Raw genomic sequence first — 17,336 nt, forward strand, 5'->3', positions numbered from 1 at the left:
GCGGCCGGTCACGCGTCGAGCGCCGCCCCGTCCAGTGCCGCGGTCAGGCGGTCGAGGCGGGCGCGCATGTCCTCGATCTCTGCCAGGTCGAACCCCGTGGCCGCCGCGATCCGGCGCGGCACCAGTGCCGCGCGCTCCCGCAGTTCGGTGCCCGCGCCGGTCGGCCGGACGTTCACCGAGCGCTCGTCGCGCGCGCTGCGCTCCCGCTGGACGAGGCCGGCCGCCTCCAGCCGCTTGAGCAGCGGGGACAGCGTGCCCGAGTCCAGCCGCAGCCGCTCCCCGAGCCGCTTCACGGGCAGCTCGCCGTCCTCCCAGAGCACCAGCATGACCAGGTACTGGGGGTAGGTCAGGCCCAGATCCTTGAGGAGCGTGCGGTAGACGCCGCCGAACGCGCGCGACGCGGCGTTCAGGGAGAAGCAGATCTGCCGGTCGAGTCGCAGGAATTCCTCGTCGCCGGGCGTCTCGGTCGTCTCGGTGGTCATGGGTCCAGGGTAACCGGGACCTCTGGTGTGCCATTCAGTTGTACACAACTGAATTGCGTGCTCTACTTATATCCGTCAGTGCAGCGCCTACTCCGCCGCGGACGTCACCGCGGACCCCATCGCAGGAGGATGTTTTTCATGGAAGCGATCTACACCGCCGTAGCCACCGCCACCCACGGCCGCGACGGCCGCGCCGTCAGCTCCGACGGCCGCCTCGACCTCCAGCTGGGCATCCCCACGGAGATGGGCGGCAACGGCCAGGGCACCAACCCCGAGCAGCTCTTCGCCGCCGGGTACTCCGCCTGTTTCGCCAGCGCTCTCGGCCTGGTCGGCCGCGCCGCGAAGGTCGACATCAGCGACGCCGCGGTGACCGCCGAGGTCGGCATCGGCAAGCAGGGCGAGGGCTTCGGGCTCGCGGTGACGCTGCGCGTGGAGCTGCCGGAGACGGTCGACGCCGAGACCGGCCGCAAGCTGGTCGAGCAGGCCCACCAGGTCTGCCCGTACTCGAACGCGACCCGCGGCAACATCGACGTCGAGCTCGTCGTCGAGTAGTCGCCCTGCCCGCGGGGTGCTCGTCCGGCTTCCGGGGTGTCAACATTCCCTGGGGGGACCCCCGTTGACCTGTGCGAGCACCTCGCCCGGGCGCGCGTAGCGCCCGTGGTTGCCGGCCGTCGGCGTTCGCTCCGCGCGTCCACGACGGCAAGGCTGCGTCACAAATCCGATCAATTGGGACAGGATCGGTGCGTGCGCATCTCTACGGACGGTCCGCGCGGCCGCACCCCCAGGGCCCTTCCCGTCGCCGCACCCGCCGTGACCGCGGTAGTGCTGCCGGGCGTGGTGATGCTGGGCCTCGGGCTCTGGGGGCTGGACCGCGGCACGATCTGGCGCGACGAGGCCGCGACGATACTCGTCGCCACCCGCTCCCTGCCCCAGATCCTCCATCTCCTCGGCAACATCGACGCGGTGCACGGCCTCTACTACGTGCTGATCCACTTCGTGCTCGGCGGGCAGACGGACGCCTACCTGATACGGCTGCCCTCCGTGCTGGGCGCGACCGCGGCGGCTTGCCTCGTCGCCGCGCTCGGCATCCGGCTCGCCCGGCCCCGCGTCGGCCTGTGGGCCGGACTCCTCTACGCCGCCTCGCCGTTCACCGGCTACTACGCGCAGGAAGGCCGCTCGTACGCGATCGTCGCGGCGGGCGCGGCTGCGGCGACGCTCATGTTCGTCCACTGCGTACGGCGTCCTTCGTGGCCCGCCTGGGCCGGGTACGCCGCGCTCGTGACGGTGACCGCGTGGCTCCACGAGTTCGCCGTGCTCGTCCTCGTCGCGCACGCCGTCACCCTCCTCGTGTCCCGCGCGGCCCCTGTGCTGTGGCGGGGCTGGGCGGCCGCCGCCGCTGCCGCCGTCCTGCTGGTGCTGCCGCTCGCCGACGAGGCGCGGGGGCAGAGCTTCCAGGTGGCGTGGATCCGCAGGCCGGGCTGGGAGGACGCCGAGGCGCTGCTGCGGCTCGCCGCCGGGCACCCCGGCGCCGTCTTCAACACCACGCTCCTGCTCGCCGCGGCCGCCGTGCTCGCCCCCTCGGTCCGCCGCGGGACGTGCGGGCTCGCCGCGGTCGCGCTGCCGCTCGCCGTCGTGCCGCCCGCGGTGCTGCTCACCGTGTCGCAGTGGCAGCCGCTGTACGCGCCGCGCTACACGTTCTTCGCGTTCGCCGGGCTGCCCCTGCTGGCGGCGGCCGGCGCGGACACGGTCCTGCGGCGCCTGCCGGAACGGGTGAGGCCCCCCGCGTACGTCCAGGTGACCGCCGGGGCCGCCCTGGTCGCGGTGGCGTTCTGGGCGCAGTTCCCGGCGCAGTTGCGCGAGCGGTCGCCCGAGAGCCGCAGGGACGACTTCGGGGCGGTCGCGCGCATGACGGAGCGGCATCTGCGGCCCGGAGACGCGCTGCTCTACGTGCCGAAGACCGGCCGGCGCCTCACGGAGACGTATCCGCGCGCGGTGGCGGGCGTGCGCGACGTGGCCCTGAAGTCGACGGGCGCCCGCTCCGGAACCCTGTACGGCGTGGATACGAGCCCCGCCGAACTCCGCGCCCGGATGGCGTGCCTGAGCCGCGTCTGGGTCCTCTTCGACGCGGAGGCGGGCCGCCCCGGCTGGCACACCCGAAGTCACGTCGAGCTCGCCAAACTCGCGCTCCTGGAACGGGACTTCACCCCCCTCACCGAATCGAGACGCCGCAGCGGGCTGCTGCGCCTGTACGAGCGTGTGGGCGGCCCCGCGCCCGCGTGCGTGGCGGACGCGGGGCCCGTCACGGCGACCGTCACACCCACCGAGCCGACGCCGGAGTCCCCATGAACGCCACGCTCCTCGCCCTCCTCGACCACCGCCGCACCGACCGGGCGCGGCTCGTGCCCGCCGCCCGCACCTCGCCCACCGGACCCGCGCCCCGCCTGCGCCGGTGGGCCGACCCCGCCGCCGTCCTCGCCGCCACCGCGCTGATCGCGGTCAGGGCCGCCGGGCTCGGGCGCTGGATCGTCGACGACGCCGCCGTCTCCTTCGCGTACGCGCGCAGCCTCGACGAGGGTCTCGGTCCGGTCCAACTGCCCGGCGCGTCACCGGTGGAGGGCTACTCGAACCCGTCCTGGCTCGTCCTGATGGCCGTCGGGCGCAGGTTCGGCCTCTTCGATCACGGCGCGTTCCTGGGCGTCAGTGACCTCGTGCTCTACCCGAAGGTGCTCGCCCTGCTGTGCACGGCCGGCACGCTCGCGTGCGTCGCGTGGGCGGCCCGCGCCGTGGCCCCCGGCCGCGCGTGGGCGGTGACGCTCCTCGCGGGAGCCGCCCTCGCCACGAACCTCTCCTACGTGGCCTGGTCCTTCTCCGGACTGGAAAACCCGCTGTACGGGCTGACGGCGGCGGGGACGGGGGCGGTGCTGGTGCGGGCGGTCGCCCGGGGCGGTCTCGCGGCGCCCCGCACCGCCCTGGCCGCCGCCGCGATCGCCCTGCTCGCCGCGCTGACCCGGCCCGACGGCGCCGTGCTCGCCGCCGCCTACCCCCTCGTCCTCGCCCTCTTCGCGCGCCGCCGCGACCTGGCCCGGTCCGTCCACGCGCTGGCCCTGCACGCCGGTGTCGTCGCCGTGCCCTACGGCGCGTTCCTGCTGTGGCGGCACGCCGTCTTCGGACTGTGGGTGCCGAACACCGCGGTCGCCAAGGCGCAGCAGACCCCCGAACTCGCCCAACTCGCCCAGAGCGGCGACCTGTTGACGTACGCGGGCTGGGCCTTCGCGCTGGTCGGCGCGCTGTGCGCCGGTGCCGTGCTCGCCCGGCCCGGCACGGCGCGCCGGGCCATGGCGGCGCTGCTCGTGCCGCTGCTCCTGTCGCTGCTCGCGTACGGGGTGCTCGGCCGGGACTGGATGGCCCTGTACCGGTTCGCGACCCCGGTGTGGGTTCTCGCGGCGGCCGTCGCCGCGCTGTCGGCCGTGGTGCTGTGGGAGGCGGAACGTGCCCGTGGCCGGGCCGTCCTCGTCGTGGCGCTGACCGGCGCGCTCGTCCTCGCGCACACCGGACGGGCCGGACGCGAAGCCTCGTTCAAGGCCCACCCGACGCTCTCCATGTGTTTCGTCGCCGAACGCTACGGCCGGATGTTCAACACGTATGCCGAGCGCCTCGGCCTGCGGCACGCCACCGTCGCCCTGCCCGACCTCGGCGGCACGCTGCTCACCACGCGGCTGCGGGTGCTGGACCTGGCGGGCCTGACCGACCGCCGCATCGCGGACGCGTACGCCTCCGGTGACATGCGTGCCCTGCGCGACCACGTCCTGCGCGCCGAGCGCCCCGAACTCCTGCACGTCCACGGGGCCTGGGTGAACAAGCCCGGCCTGACCGCCGCCCGCCTGGCGGACGCCGGCTACGTCCCGCTGTACCGGCAGCAGAACGGCGGTGACTTCGTCCGGGCCGACGCCGTCCACGATCCGGCCCGCATCGCGGCCGTACGCGCCTGGGCCGCACCCCGCCTCGACCACCTGATCGCGCAGCAGGACCACACCGGCAGCTGCGGCGCCACGCTCACCCCGGGTCGGGGAGCCGCCCTGTGACAGCCACCCTCCTCCCCGCGCCCACCCGCTCCCGCGGCGCGCAGGCGCGGGCGCCGCGGCTCGACTCGCTCACCGGGATGCGCTTCGTGGCGGCGCTCGCCGTCTTCGTGCACCACACCACCGGGCTCGCCCCGGGCAGCGGCCTGGCTCAGGCGCCGGTCCTGTTCCCGTACTCGACCATGGGCGTCAACGGGGTCGGGTTCTTCTTCGTGCTGTCCGGGTTCCTGCTGGCCTGGGGGCACCGCCCCGGCACGCGTCGCGGCCTCTTCTACTGGCGTCGCGCCGGCCGCATCTGGCCCGCGCATCTCGCCGCCACGATCCCGTGCGTCTGGGTGTTCTACCTCTGGGGCGGCGTGCCCACGGACGCGTTCAGCTTCGTCACGTCGCTGCTGCTCGTGCAGACCTGGTTCCCCGGCGTCGTGCCGATGTTCCCGGGCAACGGCGTGGCCTGGACGCTCAGCGTCGAGGTGTTCTTCTACCTCCTGTTCCCCTGGGTGATCGGTCCGGCCCTGCGCCTGCGCACCCGCACCCTCGTGCTCCTCGCGGCGTCCGGTCTGGCCGTCATGTGGGCCGTCAACTGGTGGGCCGCCGCGCACCTTTCGCCCTTCGCACGCGAATGGGTCATGCGCCACCCGGTGACCCGCCTGCCCGAGTTCGCGGCCGGCCTCGTCTGCGCGATCGCCCTGCGCCGCGGCCACCGGATCGCCCTGCGCCCGGCCGTACTGCTCGCCGCCTTCGCCGCGTACACGGCCGTGTACTGCCACCGGGCGGACTGGCTCCCGCCGGGCACAGTGGGTCAACTGGAATGGACGGTCAGACCGTTCGTCGCCGTGTTCTCGGCGCTCTTCATCGTCGCGTACGCCCAGCGCGAGCTGTCCGGGCGCCGCGGAGCGCTCTGTTCGCGCCCCATGGTGCTGCTCGGCGCGTGGTCGTACGCGTTCTATCTGCTGCACCAGACGCTGAACCGGTACGTGCACGACACCTGGGGCCCGATGCGGCCCGACAACTCCGCCCTGTTCGCACTGTGCGGGCTCGCCGTCGCCGTGGTCGCGCTGTCCTGGGCGCTGTTCACGTACGTCGAGGAACCGGCCAGAAAGTGGTGGTCCCGGCACACGCCGCGCCGTCTCGCACGGTGACCCCACGCGGACACGCGCGTTGAAAAGCCATCAAGTCACCCCAACCCTCTTGATGGAGGCCGCGTCATGCACCAGTCCGCGTACGAACAGATGGAGCTCTGTGTCCGGAGCTACCTGCCGCGCGGGCGGCGGCTGCGGGTGGTCGATCTCGGGGCGCGGGTGTCGGACGGGCAGGTGCGCACACACAAGTCGCTCCTGGAGGGGTACGACACCGAGTACGTGGGCGTCGACGTGCTGAAGGGGCGCAACGTCGACGCGGTGATGGCGAAGCCGTACCGCATCCCGGTCCGCTCGAACAGCGCCGACTTCCTCATCTCCGGCCAGGCCTTCGAGCACATCCCGTTCTTCTGGGCGTCGATGCTGGAGATCGCCCGCGTCCTCAAGCCGGAGGGTACGGCGTTCATCACGGCCCCCTCGCGCGGCCATGTGCACGACGTGCAGGACTGCTGGCGCTACTACCCGGACGGGATGCGCGCCCTGGCCGCGTACACACGTCTCGAACTGCGCGAGGCGTACACCGACTTCCCGCCGATGAAAGGCATCCGGCACGCCTACGGCAGCATCGACGCCAAGCACGCCTACTGGGGCGACACCGTCGGCGTCTTCCGTAAGCCGGCCAAGTACCCACGTCTCACCATGGCCTTCGTGCGCTCGACCACGCGCTGGTGGGCCAACCGTGTCGGTGGTGTCGACGGGGTGCCGCTGCCCGCGCCGCTCGCCGGACGGGAGCAGTGCGGCCGCCCGGCGGCGATTCCCAGGCCCGCGGGTGTATCAAATGGTTAGAAATCAGTGCTGGTTGACGAAAAGTGACATGCGGAATAACGCGGACGTAAGGTGCCGCGCATGGCATGGCGAAGAGCAGTGAATGGCGTCATCAAGCAGCTCACCGGGTACCAGCTGACCCGTGTACCGGTGCCCGCTCCCCGGCAGGCCGCCCGCGCGCACGAGTCTGCGCCGCCGGCCGCGGCGCCCAGGCCGAAGCAGACGCCGAAACCCAAGGGCCTGGTCCTCCCCGAGGACTACGACGACGAGGCGAAGGACATCATCCGCGCGGTCAAGCCGTACACGATGACGTCCCCGGAGCGGCTCAACGCCTTCATCCTCGCCACCCGCCACATCGTCAGGCACGACATCCCTGGCGACATCGTCGAGTGCGGTGTGTGGCGCGGCGGTTCGATGCAGGCGTGCGCCAAGGCCCTCCTCTCGCAGGGCGACACGGGACGCGACCTCTACCTCTTCGACACGTACGAGGGCATGACGCCGCCCACCGAGGAGGACCTCAGGCGCGACGGGAAGTCCGCCGAGGAACTGCTCGCCGTCCAGGGCAAGGACCGCCCGATCTGGGCCGTCGCCACCCTCGACGACGTCAAGTCCGGCTTCCGGGCCGTGCCGTACCCCGAGGACCGCCTCCACTTCGTGCGGGGCAAGGTCGAGGACACCGTCCCCGGGCAGGCGCCGGAACAGATCTCGATCCTGCGCCTCGACACCGACTGGTACGCCTCCACCAAGCACGAACTCGACCATCTCTACGACCGGTTGGTGCCCGGCGGCGTCCTCCTCATCGACGACTACGGCTACTGGCAGGGCTCCCGCCAGGCCGTCGACGAATTCCTGGAGAAGACCGGCGAGCGGCTGCTGCTCCTGCGCATGGACGAGGGGCGCATCGCAGTCAAGCCCTGACCCGGCCCGCCACCCCGACCCGTCCGATCCCGCGCAGCGGCCGCCCGCCGGCCGCTGCGCGGGATCGCGTGCGTGATCACCCGAATGGCTCAGGCGTGGTGACCCGGATCCGCACGGCCGGTTGTTACGAGTAGGTCCCTCGCGGGTCGAGCAGCCGTGCCCGTCAGTTCTCCGAAAGGAATGTGCGCAGCGCATGACACCACGACTCACCGTCGTCGTCCCCATCTACAACGTCGAGGCGTACCTCGACGCCTGCCTGGAGTCGCTGGCCGCGCAGACCATGCCCGACCTCGAAGTCGTGATGGTCGACGACGGCTCCACCGACGGGAGTCCGGTGATCGCCCGCGCCATGGCCGGACGCGACCCGCGCTTCAGTTACGTGGCGCAGGAGAACGCGGGCCTCGGAGCGGCGCGCAACGCGGGTGCGGCGCGGGCCACGGGCGCGCATCTCGCCTTCGTGGACAGCGACGACGTGGTGCCGCTCGACGCGTACGAGCGCATGCTCGACGCCCTGGAGGAGTCGGGCTCCGACTTCGCCACCGGCAATGTGCACCGGCTGCGCGTCGACGGGACGACCGAGCAGTCCGCCATGTTCCGCAAGGTGATGGGCAAGGACCGCGCCGCCACCCACGTCACCCGGCACTGGGACCTGCTCGGGGACCGCATCGCCTGCAACAAGGTGTTCCGCAAGGATTTCTGGGACCGTCACGCGTTCGCGTTCCCCGTGGGCGTGCTCTTCGAGGACACCCCGGTCGTGGTGCCCGCGCACTTCCTCGCCCGCAGCGTCGACGTCCTGTCCGGGCCCGTCTATCTGTGGCGCGACCGCGACGGCTCCATCACCAACCGGCGGGCCAGGCCGCGCGCCGTCGCCGACCGCACCGCCGCCGTCCGCTCGGTCAGTGGTTTCCTCGGGGACAGGGTGCGCGAGACGGCCGGCACCCCGGAGGGAGCGGGCTGGGCGGAGGGCAAGCGGCGTTACGACGCGACGGTGCTCGCCGGGGACCTGTGGCTGTTCATGGAGGCGCTGCCGCTCGGCGACGCCGAATACCACGAGGCGTTCCTCGACCACGCCAACTCCTTCGCGGACACCGTCGACCCGGCCGTCCTCACCGGTCTTCCGCTGGCCCTGCGTGTCAAGTGGCAGCTCATCCGGGAGCGCCGCCTGACCGAGCTGCTCGCGTTCATGACGTACGAGAAGAGCAACGGCACGACGTTCGTGGCGCGCGGGCCGCGCAGGAGCCGGGCGCAGTTCCCGCCCGTCACCGGGCCCCTGCCGCGTGGCGTGACCGCGCTGCGGCGGGCCGACCTGCCGCTGAAGTCGCACATCACCGAGGCGTCCTGGGACCAGGACGGACGGCTGCGGCTCAAGGGATTCGCCTATGTGCGGAACCTGCCGGCGGGCCGGGTCGGGGCGCGCGCCAAGTTCGCGTGGCTGCGGGCGGGCAAGCGGCGCGCGGTGCCCCTGAAGGTCCGTACCGTCCGCTCCCGCGAGGCCACCTACCGCTCCAAGCAGGGGCTGCACAGCTACGACCGGTCCGGGTTCGAGACGGTCATCGACCCGGCCCGGCTCGTCACCAAGCGGCCGAGCACCACCTGGAACGTCGAGATGGCCGCCTTCGGAGGCGGCCTGCTGCGTACCGGGCCCGTGCGGATGGGCGGGCTCGCCGACCTGCCCGTGCGCTATCTGGACGACTTCCTGCGCATCGCGCCCCGGCTCAGCGCGGGCCGGCTGCGGCTGCGGGCCGAGCGGGTGAAGGCCCGGCTGGTGCGGCACGAGGAGTCCGGCGGCGCCCTCAGGCTGGAGGGTGAACTCGCCCCCGGGACGCCCGCGGACCTCAAGGCGCTGCGCGTCGAGAACTGGCACACCAAGGAGGCGCACGACCTCCCTGTCGAGCGCTCGGGGCGCACCTTCGCCGCCGAGCTGCGCCTGGAGCTGATCGCGGGCGCCGGGACCGACGACTCCGGGGCGCCCCGCAAGACCGACCCGTGGGGGGTCGGCCTCGTGCGCGGGGAGGACGAGTGGTCGGCCCTCGCGGTCCGCCCCGACACCCCGGCGGGCCGCCACCCCCTCGGCGCCGGGCGCGAACTGCTCGTCCTCGCCAACGCCGCCGGGAACGTGGAGCTGCGCAACCAGACCGTACGGCCCCTCGTCGACACCCTGACCTGGGACGAGGACGGGCTGCTCGCCGTCGGGGGCAGCTTCCCCGACGAGTCCGACACCGCGTGGGAGCTGCTGCTCCAGCACAGCGGCCACGACGAGGTGGCCGTCCTCCCGGTCGAGGTGACCGACGGGCGGTTCGGCGCGACGCTGTGTCCGGACGCGGTCGCGGGCCCCGCCGGGGTCCTGCCGCTCGCCGAGGGCCGCTGGTACCTGTTCCTGCGTGAGCCGGGCGAGACGGACCCCGGCCGCTACCGCCAGGTCCATGTCGCGCCCGCCCGGCACGAGCGCCTGCCCCTGGTACGCGCCCTGGGCGGCCGGGACTTCACCGTCGGGCGCCGCCACTACGACCGCCTCGTCATCGAGTCGGGATCCGTCCTCGCCGTCACGGAGCGCGGCGGCGCCCAGCAGGGCGCGCTGCGCACCCGCTACGCGTCCCTGCGCGTCGAGCCCCGCACCGACACGGTCCTGTACTCCAGCTTCGACGGCCGCCAGTACTCGGACTCGCCGCGCGCCGTGCACGAGGAGCTCGTCGCCCGGGGCGAACCCCTGGAGCACCTGTGGGTCGTGCGCGACCAGCAGGTCACGGTGCCCGCGAGCGGCCGGCCCGTGGTCCTGTGGAGCACCGAGTGGTACGAGGCGCTGGCCCGCAGCCGCTACGTCGTCACCAACACGCAGCTGCCCGACTGGTTCGAGCGTGCCGAGGACCAGTACGTCGTACAGACCTGGCACGGCACCCCGCTCAAGCGCATCGGCCGCGACCTGGCGGACAGCCCGTCCGGCGACCGGCGTTACATCGCCACGCTGCCGGAGCGTGCCGCGCAGTGGAACCTGCTCGTCTCCCCGAACCGTTTCTCCACCCCTGTCCTGCGGGGCGCGTTCGGCTACCACGGCGAGGTCCTGGAGTCCGGCTACCCGCGCAACGACCTGCTGCACGCGGCGGACCGCGCCAAGGTCGCCGCCGAGGTCCGCGAACGCCTCGGCATCCCCGAGGACAGGCGCGTCGTCCTCTACGCCCCGACCTGGCGCGAGAACCAGCCGCGCAGGGGCGGCCGTTACGGGCTCGACCTGCGCCTGGACCTGGCGGCGGCCCGGCGCGCGCTCGGCGAGGACCACGTCCTGCTCGTGCGCCGCCACTACCTGGTCGGCGGCACCGTCCCGGGCACCACGTCCGGCTTCGTGCGTGACGTCACCCGCCACCCGGACGTGGGCGAACTCCTCCTGATCAGCGATGTGCTGGTGACCGACTACTCGTCGCTGATGTTCGACTTCGCGCAGACCGGCCGCCCGATGCTGTTCCACACCTACGACCTCGACCACTACCGGGACACCCTCAGGGGCTTCTACTTCGACTTCGTCGCGCAGGCGCCGGGGCCGCTGCTCGCCACCGGCGAGGAGGTCGTCGAGGCGCTGCGCGACCCGGTCGCCGCGACCGCAGGGCACGAGGAGGCCTACCGCCGTTTCCGCGAGGTGTTCTGCGACCTGGACGACGGGCGCGCCGCCGCCCACGTCGCCGACGCCATGCTGCCGGGAGGCCGCCGATGACCACCCCCGAGGCGTACGACATGAGCTGCGTCGTCGTGTGCGGCACGGACGCCGCCGGCCTGCGCGCCACCGTGCGCTCCGTGCTCGAGCAGACGCTGGCCGGCACCGAGGCGGTCCTCGTCACGGCCGGGGCGGACGACACGGCCGCGTCCCTCGCGGCCGCCGATCCGCAGCGGATCCGGGTCGTCCACGCCGGCGCGGAGAGCCCCGCGTGCGTCCTGCGCGACCTGGGTCTCGCCGCCGCCCGCGGCCGGTACGTCCTGGTCGCCGCCCCGGGCGAGCGGCTCGAACGGCACGCCTGCCGCAACCTCTTCGAGGCGGGCCGCCGCACGGACGCCGACCTGGTCGCGGGCCGCCGGGACGGGGCGCCCGCCTGGCACAAGGAGCTGCACGCCAGGTCCCGGGTCGTCGAGGACCTCGCGGACGCGCCCGAACTCGTCACGCGGGACAGCCTGAGCGGCGGGTTCTGTGTGCGGCGCGGCGTACTCGGCGCGCTGCCCGACGCCGGGCGGGCCCTCTTCGGCGTGCGGGCCGCGCTCGCCGCCCGGCGCATCGCTCTCGTCCCGAACCTGATCACCACCGGATGCGCTCCGGCCGACCCGGTACGGGACCTGCCCCGCGCGGCCGGCGCCCAGCGCGACACGCTGGAACTCCTGGACGGCGACGACGTCCTGCGCGCGGCCCGCGAGAGCGCCTTCCTCACCGACCACGTCATCCCGTGCGTCCGCGCCTTCCTGCCGTTCGGCCCCGACGACCGCCGGGAGGCGGCGGACACCCTCGCCGGGAGCCTGGACGGCCTCGTCACCCCGGAGGCGCTGGGCGCGCTGCCGCCCGTCGAGCGCATCGGCGTACGGCTCCTCACCGACGGTGACGCGGACGGCGTGCGGGCGGCCGCGTACGCACTGGCCCGGCCCGGCACCGTCGTCTCCCCGCTCGTCATGACGGGTGAGGGGCGGGTCCGCTGGAGCGCGGAGCACGCGGACGACGACATGTTCGACGTCACCGAACTCGGTCATCAGTACCGGGAGTTCACCGACCTCCGCCTCCTGAACCGTGTCACGCACTGCCTGCGCCAGGGAGCGGTGCTCGTCGTCGAGGGGCGGCTCGTCGTACCGCTCGGGCTCCTCGACGAACGGCCCGCGCTCGCCGCCCGGCTCGACCTCTCGGTGCGCGGCGGCCGCGCGCACACGCTCTCCGTGCCGGTGCGGGACGTGCGCCAGGAGGGCGGGGGCGTCGTGTGGCGGGCCGAGCTGCCTCTCACCGGCGCGCTGCGCCCGCGCGGCATCGGCGACCGCGTGTGGGACCCGCGGCTCGTCCTCACCGTCGACGGTGTTCCCGTCACCACCGATCTGCTCGCCGACAAGGCGGCCGTCCCCACCCGCGCCACCGCCCTGCCGGCCCGCCCCCTCCTGACCCGCCTCACCGCCGACACCTGGCAGCCCTACGTCACGGCCAAGCACCACCTGGCCGTCTGCCTGCTGCCCCGCCGCCGCGCGGCCCGCACCGCGCAGGCCCTGGCGCACTACGTCACCCACTTCAGGCCCGCCCGCAAGCTGAAGCCCGTCCTGCGCACCCTGCGCAAGAAGCGCGAGGCCCTGCACTCCCCGCGCGTCAAGCTCCGCGTGTACCGGCGGATCCTGTCCCGACTGCCCGTCAGCAAGGGCCTCGTGGTCTTCGAGAGCCACATGGGCAAGTGCTACGGGGACAGCCCGCGCGCCGTGCACGAGGAACTTCTCGCCCGTGGCGCCGGGGTGCGCTGCGTCTGGTCGTACGCCACGTCGCCCGCCGGGTTCCCCGAGGGGGCGCGGCTCGTGCGCCGCTGGTCCTGGCCGTATCTGTGGGCGCTGGCCCGCGCCGAGTGGTGGGTCGACAACCAGGGCTTCCCGCACGCCCTCGACAAGCCGCGCCACACCATGTATCTCCAGACGTGGCACGGATCCGCGTACAAGCGCATGGGGTTCGACGAGGCGCGGCACAGGACGATGAACGCGCCGGAACGCGAGAGACTCCGGCGTGCGGTCGGCCGGTTCGACCACTTCATGGTCCGCTCGGAACACGACGTGCGGACCCTCGCCCGCGCCTACCGCATTCCCGAGGAGCGGCTGCTGCGCGCCGGCTACCCGCGCAACGACCGCCTCGTCGAGGCCCTCCGGCGCGACGAGCGTGAGGGCCGCTTCCCGCGCCCGCCGCTCGCCACGGAACTCGGCATCCCGGACCACCGCACGGTCGTGCTGTACGCCCCCACGTTCCGCGGCGTCCCGAAGAAGGGACAGATCGCTCAACTGCCGCTGGACGTAAAAGAATTCGCCCAGCGTTTCGGTGACACGCACGTCCTGCTCGTGCGCGCCCACTACATGGAGGCGGCGAGCCTGCCGGTCACCCCTCCCGGCACCGTCGTCGATGTCTCCGGCCACCACGACGTGAGCGAACTCCTCGTCCTCGCCGACGTGTTGATCACCGACTACTCGTCGATCATGTTCGACTACGCCCTCCTCGACCGGCCCCTCGTCCATTTCGCGCCGGACCTCGACGCCTACACGGCGGACCGCGGCACCTATTTCGACCTGCGCGAGCGCGCCGGCGGGCCCGTCATCGAGACGCAGGAGGAGCTGCTGCGGACCCTCGGCGGGCTCAAGAAGGCGGACGGGGAGTGGCAGGCGGCACGCCGCGCGTTCGCCGCCGAGTTCGGCTCGTACGACGACGGCGGCGCCGCCCGCGCGGCCGCCGACCTCATCCTCGGGAAGAAGGGCTGACCATGACCGCATCGACCACCCCGGCCGCCCCGCGCACGGGCCGCGACCTCTTCCTCGTCGCCAACACCGTCGACGAACTGGGCGGCGTCACCGCCTGGACCCACCAGATGGCCCGCCTCTTCCGGGGCGCGGGCCACCGCGTGCACGTCATCGGCGTCCACGAGGCGGAGCTCAAACTCCCCCTCCCCGACGACCTCGGCTACGAGGTGACCAGCCTCTACCCCGCCCACCCCCCGACCCCGCGACCCGTGCGCGGCCTGCACCGCCTCAGCCCCGCTGCGCACCGCCGCGAAGCCCGGCGCCTCGCGGACCGCGGGCGTGCCGTCGCCCGCCTCTCGGAACTCTTCCGGGCAGCACGCCCCGGCGCCGTCGCCGTCGTCACCCAGGTGTGGCCCATGGAGTGGCTGCGCGAGGCGGACACCGCGGGCCTGCGGATCGTCGGCATGAGTCACGAGTCGTACGCCTACACGCGGGCCTGCCACCGCTACCGCTCCGTCAAGCGGAACTACCCGTCCGTCGACCGCTGGCTCGCCCTCACCCAGGAGGACGCCGACGACTGGATCGCCGACGGCATGCACAACGTGGGCGCCATGCCGAACGCCCTCGCCCACCTCCCGGAGATCCCCTCGCCGCGCACCGCGAAGGTCGTGTGCAGCATCGGCCGCCTCGCCGACCAGAAGGGCATCGACATGCTCGTCGACACCTGGGCCGAGGTCGCCCCGCAGCGGCCCGACTGGACCCTGCGGGTCTACGGCGCCGGACCCGACGAGCCGGACCTGCGGCGCCAGTGCACCGAGCTGGGCCTCGACCGGTCCGTGCGGTGGATGGGCCGCACGGACGACGTGGCGGGCGCGCTCGCCGAGAGCGCGGTGTTCGTCCAGTCGTCGCGCGGCGAGGGCTTCCCCCTCGCGCTGATGGAGGCCATGGCGAGCGCCGTGCCGTGCGCCGCGTTCGACTGCGCGCCCGGCGTGCGGGAGATCGTGCGCGACGGCGAGGACGGGCTCCTCGCACCTCCCGGCGACACCGGGGCGCTCGCCCACCGTCTCCTGCGCCTCACCGGTAACCCGCGGCTGCGGGACGCCATGGGGGAGCGGGCCCGGGTCAATGTGCAGCGGTTCTCCGAGGAACGCGTCCTGGAACGCTGGGAGGAGCTGTTCGCCCTGCTGGAGCGGTGAGGCCCGGGCCCGCGCCCTCGGGGCTCAGGAGCGGGGGCCGACCGGCTCACCCGTGGGCGCCCGGCGCGGCCCGGTGACCGACACCTGGGGCAGGGACCGCGGTTCCTCGCCGAGCACGACGTGCCGCACGACCCGCTCGGCCGCCCGCCCGTCGTCGTACGGGCAGAACCGCTTGCGGAACGCGGCCCGCAGCTGTGCCGAGCGAGAGCCGCGCCAGTGCCCGGTCGCGAAGATGTCGATCAGCTCGTCCTCGCTGCGGGCGACGGCGCCGGGCGGGGACGCGCGCAGGTCGAAGTACGTGCCCCGCGACGCCTCGTACGCCTCCCAGTCGTCGGCGTGGATCACGATGGGCCGGTCGAGGTTCGCGTAGTCGAACATCAGGGACGAATAGTCGGTGACGAGGGCGTCCGACGCCAGACAGAGCGACTCGACGCTCGCGTGGCCGGAGACGTCGATGAGGCGCCCGGCGCTCTGCGCGAGAGGCGCCGGGTGAAGCGGGTGGGCGCGGGTCAGGACGACGAAGTCCGTGCCGAGCCGGCGCAGCACCCGCTCCAGGTCGAGGGCGCAGGACTGGGTGCGGCGGTAGTCGCGGTGGGTCGGCGCGTACAGGATCGCCGTGGCGCCCTGGGGGATGCCGAGGCTCTCGCGGACGCGGGCCACGTCCCGCGGCGTCGCCCGGTGGAACGCGTCGTTGCGCGGATACCCGTACTCCAGCGTCGTGTACGCGGACGGGTAGGCGCGCTCCCACACGAGGGTGGAGTGCCGGTTGGCGGACAGGACGTAGTCCCAGGTGTCGACGGAGCGCAGGAGCCGGCCGAAGTCCTGGCCGCGGGCCGCCGCCGGACGGTCCTGGAGGTCGAGGCCCATCTTCTTCAGGGGTGTGCCGTGCTGGGTCTGGATCACGACCTGGCCGGCGCGCTTGACCAGCCTGTGGTCGAAGTCGACGTTGTTGACCAGGTACTTGGAACGGGCCAGCGCCGTCCAGTAGGCGGCAGTCCCGGGACGCAGGGCGCGGGTGTTGGACGGCAGGGTGTGGTGATGCTCGGGCTCGGCGATCCACGCGGTGGCGACGTGCGGCGCGTACGTGCGGAACGCGGTTTCCAGGGCGCCCGGGTTGCAGCCGTGGCCGCGCCCCCAGTAGCTGGAGAACACGGCACGGTCCGCACGCACGGGAAGGCACAGCTGGACGCGGTAGTGCGCCTGGAGGGCGGCCGCCCGGGCCGCTTGCCGCAGCCGGCCCGCGAGCCCCCGGGCCCGTCGCACACAGCGCATCGCCGCGGCCAGCGACCGGTACGTGCGGTGCGAGCCGAGCCGCACCAGGCCGTGCCGGAGCCGGTCGCGGGCGGCGACGGGCGCGCCGGGGACGCGGTAACGCCGGTAGTGCGCGCGGGCCCTGCGCAGGAAGTCGGGCCGGGAGCCGCGCGGCAGCCGGTCCGGGTGCGTGAACACCGTGGCGAAGTGCTCGACCATCCGCCGGAACAGCAACGGGCGCCACGCGTCGGCGAGTTCGGGATGTGCGTCGAGGAACGCGAAGACACGGTCGTACTGGTCGAAGACGTCGAAGTGCTCGCGGGACGTGGTGCCCAGGATGTTGCCCCGCCGGCGCTGGCGGTAGTGGACGCAGACCCGGTCGAGGGTGGCGATCGTCCGCGCCGACATCAGGACCGGATAGGTCCAGGGGGTGTCCTCGTAGTAGCCGGGCGGGAAGAAGAGGCCCCGCTCCTCGACGAAGGCACGCCGGTACGCCTTGTTCCAGGCCACCATGAGGAGTTGGAGGATCTCGGGCCGGTCGGCGAGCGCGAACGGGGCCGGTCCGTCCTGCGTGAGACGGTCCGCGTACTGATTGCGCACGGCCTCGCCCGTCCAGTACGTGCGGGCGTAGTCGTAGACGAGGACGTCGGGGCCGCCGGTCTCCTCGATGCGTTCCGTGATCGCCTGGAGCGCGCCCGGTGTGAGGGTGTCGTCGCTGTCGAGGAAGAGGACGTAGTCGCCGGTGGCGTGTTCGAGGCCCGCGTTGCGGGCCCGGCCGAGCCCCACGTTCTCCCGCAGACGCACCGTCCGCACCCGCTCGTCCCGCGCCGCGAACTCGTCGGCGATCGCCCCGCTCGCGTCCGGCGAGCAGTCGTCGACCGCGATCACCTCAAGATCGGAACACGACTGTTCCAGGACGGATTCGAGGCACGCGTGCAGGTAGGCCTGCACCTTGTACACGGGGACGATGACACTGAACCGGGGCAAGGCACATCCATGGGTCGGCACGGGGCATACTGCCCGGCAACGGCCGATGGAGTGATCCGGTTACGCCAGATGTGGCATACGGGGGAC

At 73.2% G+C, this 17,336-nt stretch carries 11 protein-coding genes; 9 read left to right on the plus strand and 2 right to left on the minus strand.

Annotated features, from left to right (window positions below; genetic code table 11):
* Nucleotides 1-8 precede the first annotated feature (8 nt).
* Entirely contained in the window at nt 9-482 is a 474-nt protein-coding gene (locus tag OHO83_RS27295) for a MarR family winged helix-turn-helix transcriptional regulator (RefSeq protein ID WP_330279836.1), read from the minus strand.
* A gap of 138 nt (nt 483-620) precedes the next feature.
* Here OHO83_RS27295 and OHO83_RS27300 point away from each other — a divergent pair, with 138 nt between their 5' ends.
* The 9 genes from OHO83_RS27300 to OHO83_RS27340 all read left to right on the plus strand — a co-directional run bounded on the left by OHO83_RS27300 (nt 621) and on the right by OHO83_RS27340 (nt 15,011).
* Complete coding sequence (locus tag OHO83_RS27300) at nt 621-1,034, plus strand: organic hydroperoxide resistance protein (protein WP_116512677.1); 414 nt, start codon at nt 621-623, stop codon at nt 1,032-1,034.
* 192 nt (nt 1,035-1,226) lie between these two features.
* On the plus strand, nt 1,227-2,828 hold the full coding sequence (locus OHO83_RS27305) for a glycosyltransferase family 39 protein (protein WP_266671124.1): 1,602 nt from the start codon (nt 1,227-1,229) through the stop codon (nt 2,826-2,828).
* Entirely contained in the window at nt 2,825-4,564 is a 1,740-nt protein-coding gene (locus tag OHO83_RS27310) for a hypothetical protein (RefSeq protein WP_330279837.1), read from the plus strand. The genes OHO83_RS27305 and OHO83_RS27310 overlap by 4 nt, the downstream gene beginning before the upstream one ends.
* A complete protein-coding gene (locus OHO83_RS27315; RefSeq protein ID WP_329434949.1) occupies nt 4,561-5,700 on the plus strand; it encodes an acyltransferase family protein in 1,140 nt (379 codons plus the stop codon). Before OHO83_RS27310 ends, OHO83_RS27315 begins: the two co-directional genes overlap by 4 nt.
* A 66-nt stretch (nt 5,701-5,766) precedes the next feature.
* The gene (locus OHO83_RS27320) at nt 5,767-6,483 is read left to right on the plus strand and encodes a methyltransferase domain-containing protein (protein WP_266671121.1); all 717 of its coding nucleotides are present in this window, start codon (nt 5,767-5,769) and stop codon (nt 6,481-6,483) included.
* Between the two features lie 60 nt (nt 6,484-6,543).
* A complete protein-coding gene (locus OHO83_RS27325) occupies nt 6,544-7,380 on the plus strand; it encodes a TylF/MycF/NovP-related O-methyltransferase (RefSeq protein WP_330279838.1) in 837 nt (278 codons plus the stop codon).
* 193 nt (nt 7,381-7,573) lie between these two features.
* Complete coding sequence (locus OHO83_RS27330) at nt 7,574-11,083, plus strand: bifunctional glycosyltransferase/CDP-glycerol:glycerophosphate glycerophosphotransferase (protein WP_330279839.1); 3,510 nt, start codon at nt 7,574-7,576, stop codon at nt 11,081-11,083.
* Nucleotides 11,080-13,836, plus strand: a complete 2,757-nt coding sequence (locus OHO83_RS27335; protein ID WP_330279840.1) for a bifunctional glycosyltransferase/CDP-glycerol:glycerophosphate glycerophosphotransferase — start codon at nt 11,080-11,082, stop codon at nt 13,834-13,836. The genes OHO83_RS27330 and OHO83_RS27335 overlap by 4 nt, the downstream gene beginning before the upstream one ends.
* 2 nt (nt 13,837-13,838) lie before the next feature.
* The gene (locus tag OHO83_RS27340) at nt 13,839-15,011 is read left to right on the plus strand and encodes a glycosyltransferase (protein WP_330279841.1); all 1,173 of its coding nucleotides are present in this window, start codon (nt 13,839-13,841) and stop codon (nt 15,009-15,011) included.
* A 24-nt stretch (nt 15,012-15,035) separates the two neighbouring features.
* On the opposite strand, the gene OHO83_RS27345 is transcribed toward OHO83_RS27340, so the two are convergent.
* Nucleotides 15,036-17,249, minus strand: coding sequence for a bifunctional glycosyltransferase/CDP-glycerol:glycerophosphate glycerophosphotransferase (locus tag OHO83_RS27345; protein ID WP_330279842.1), 2,214 nt, complete (start codon nt 17,247-17,249; stop codon nt 15,036-15,038).
* Nucleotides 17,250-17,336 lie beyond the last annotated feature (87 nt).

It is taken from the genome of Streptomyces sp. NBC_00569 (assembly GCF_036345255.1).
GTDB lineage: Bacteria > Actinomycetota > Actinomycetes > Streptomycetales > Streptomycetaceae > Streptomyces.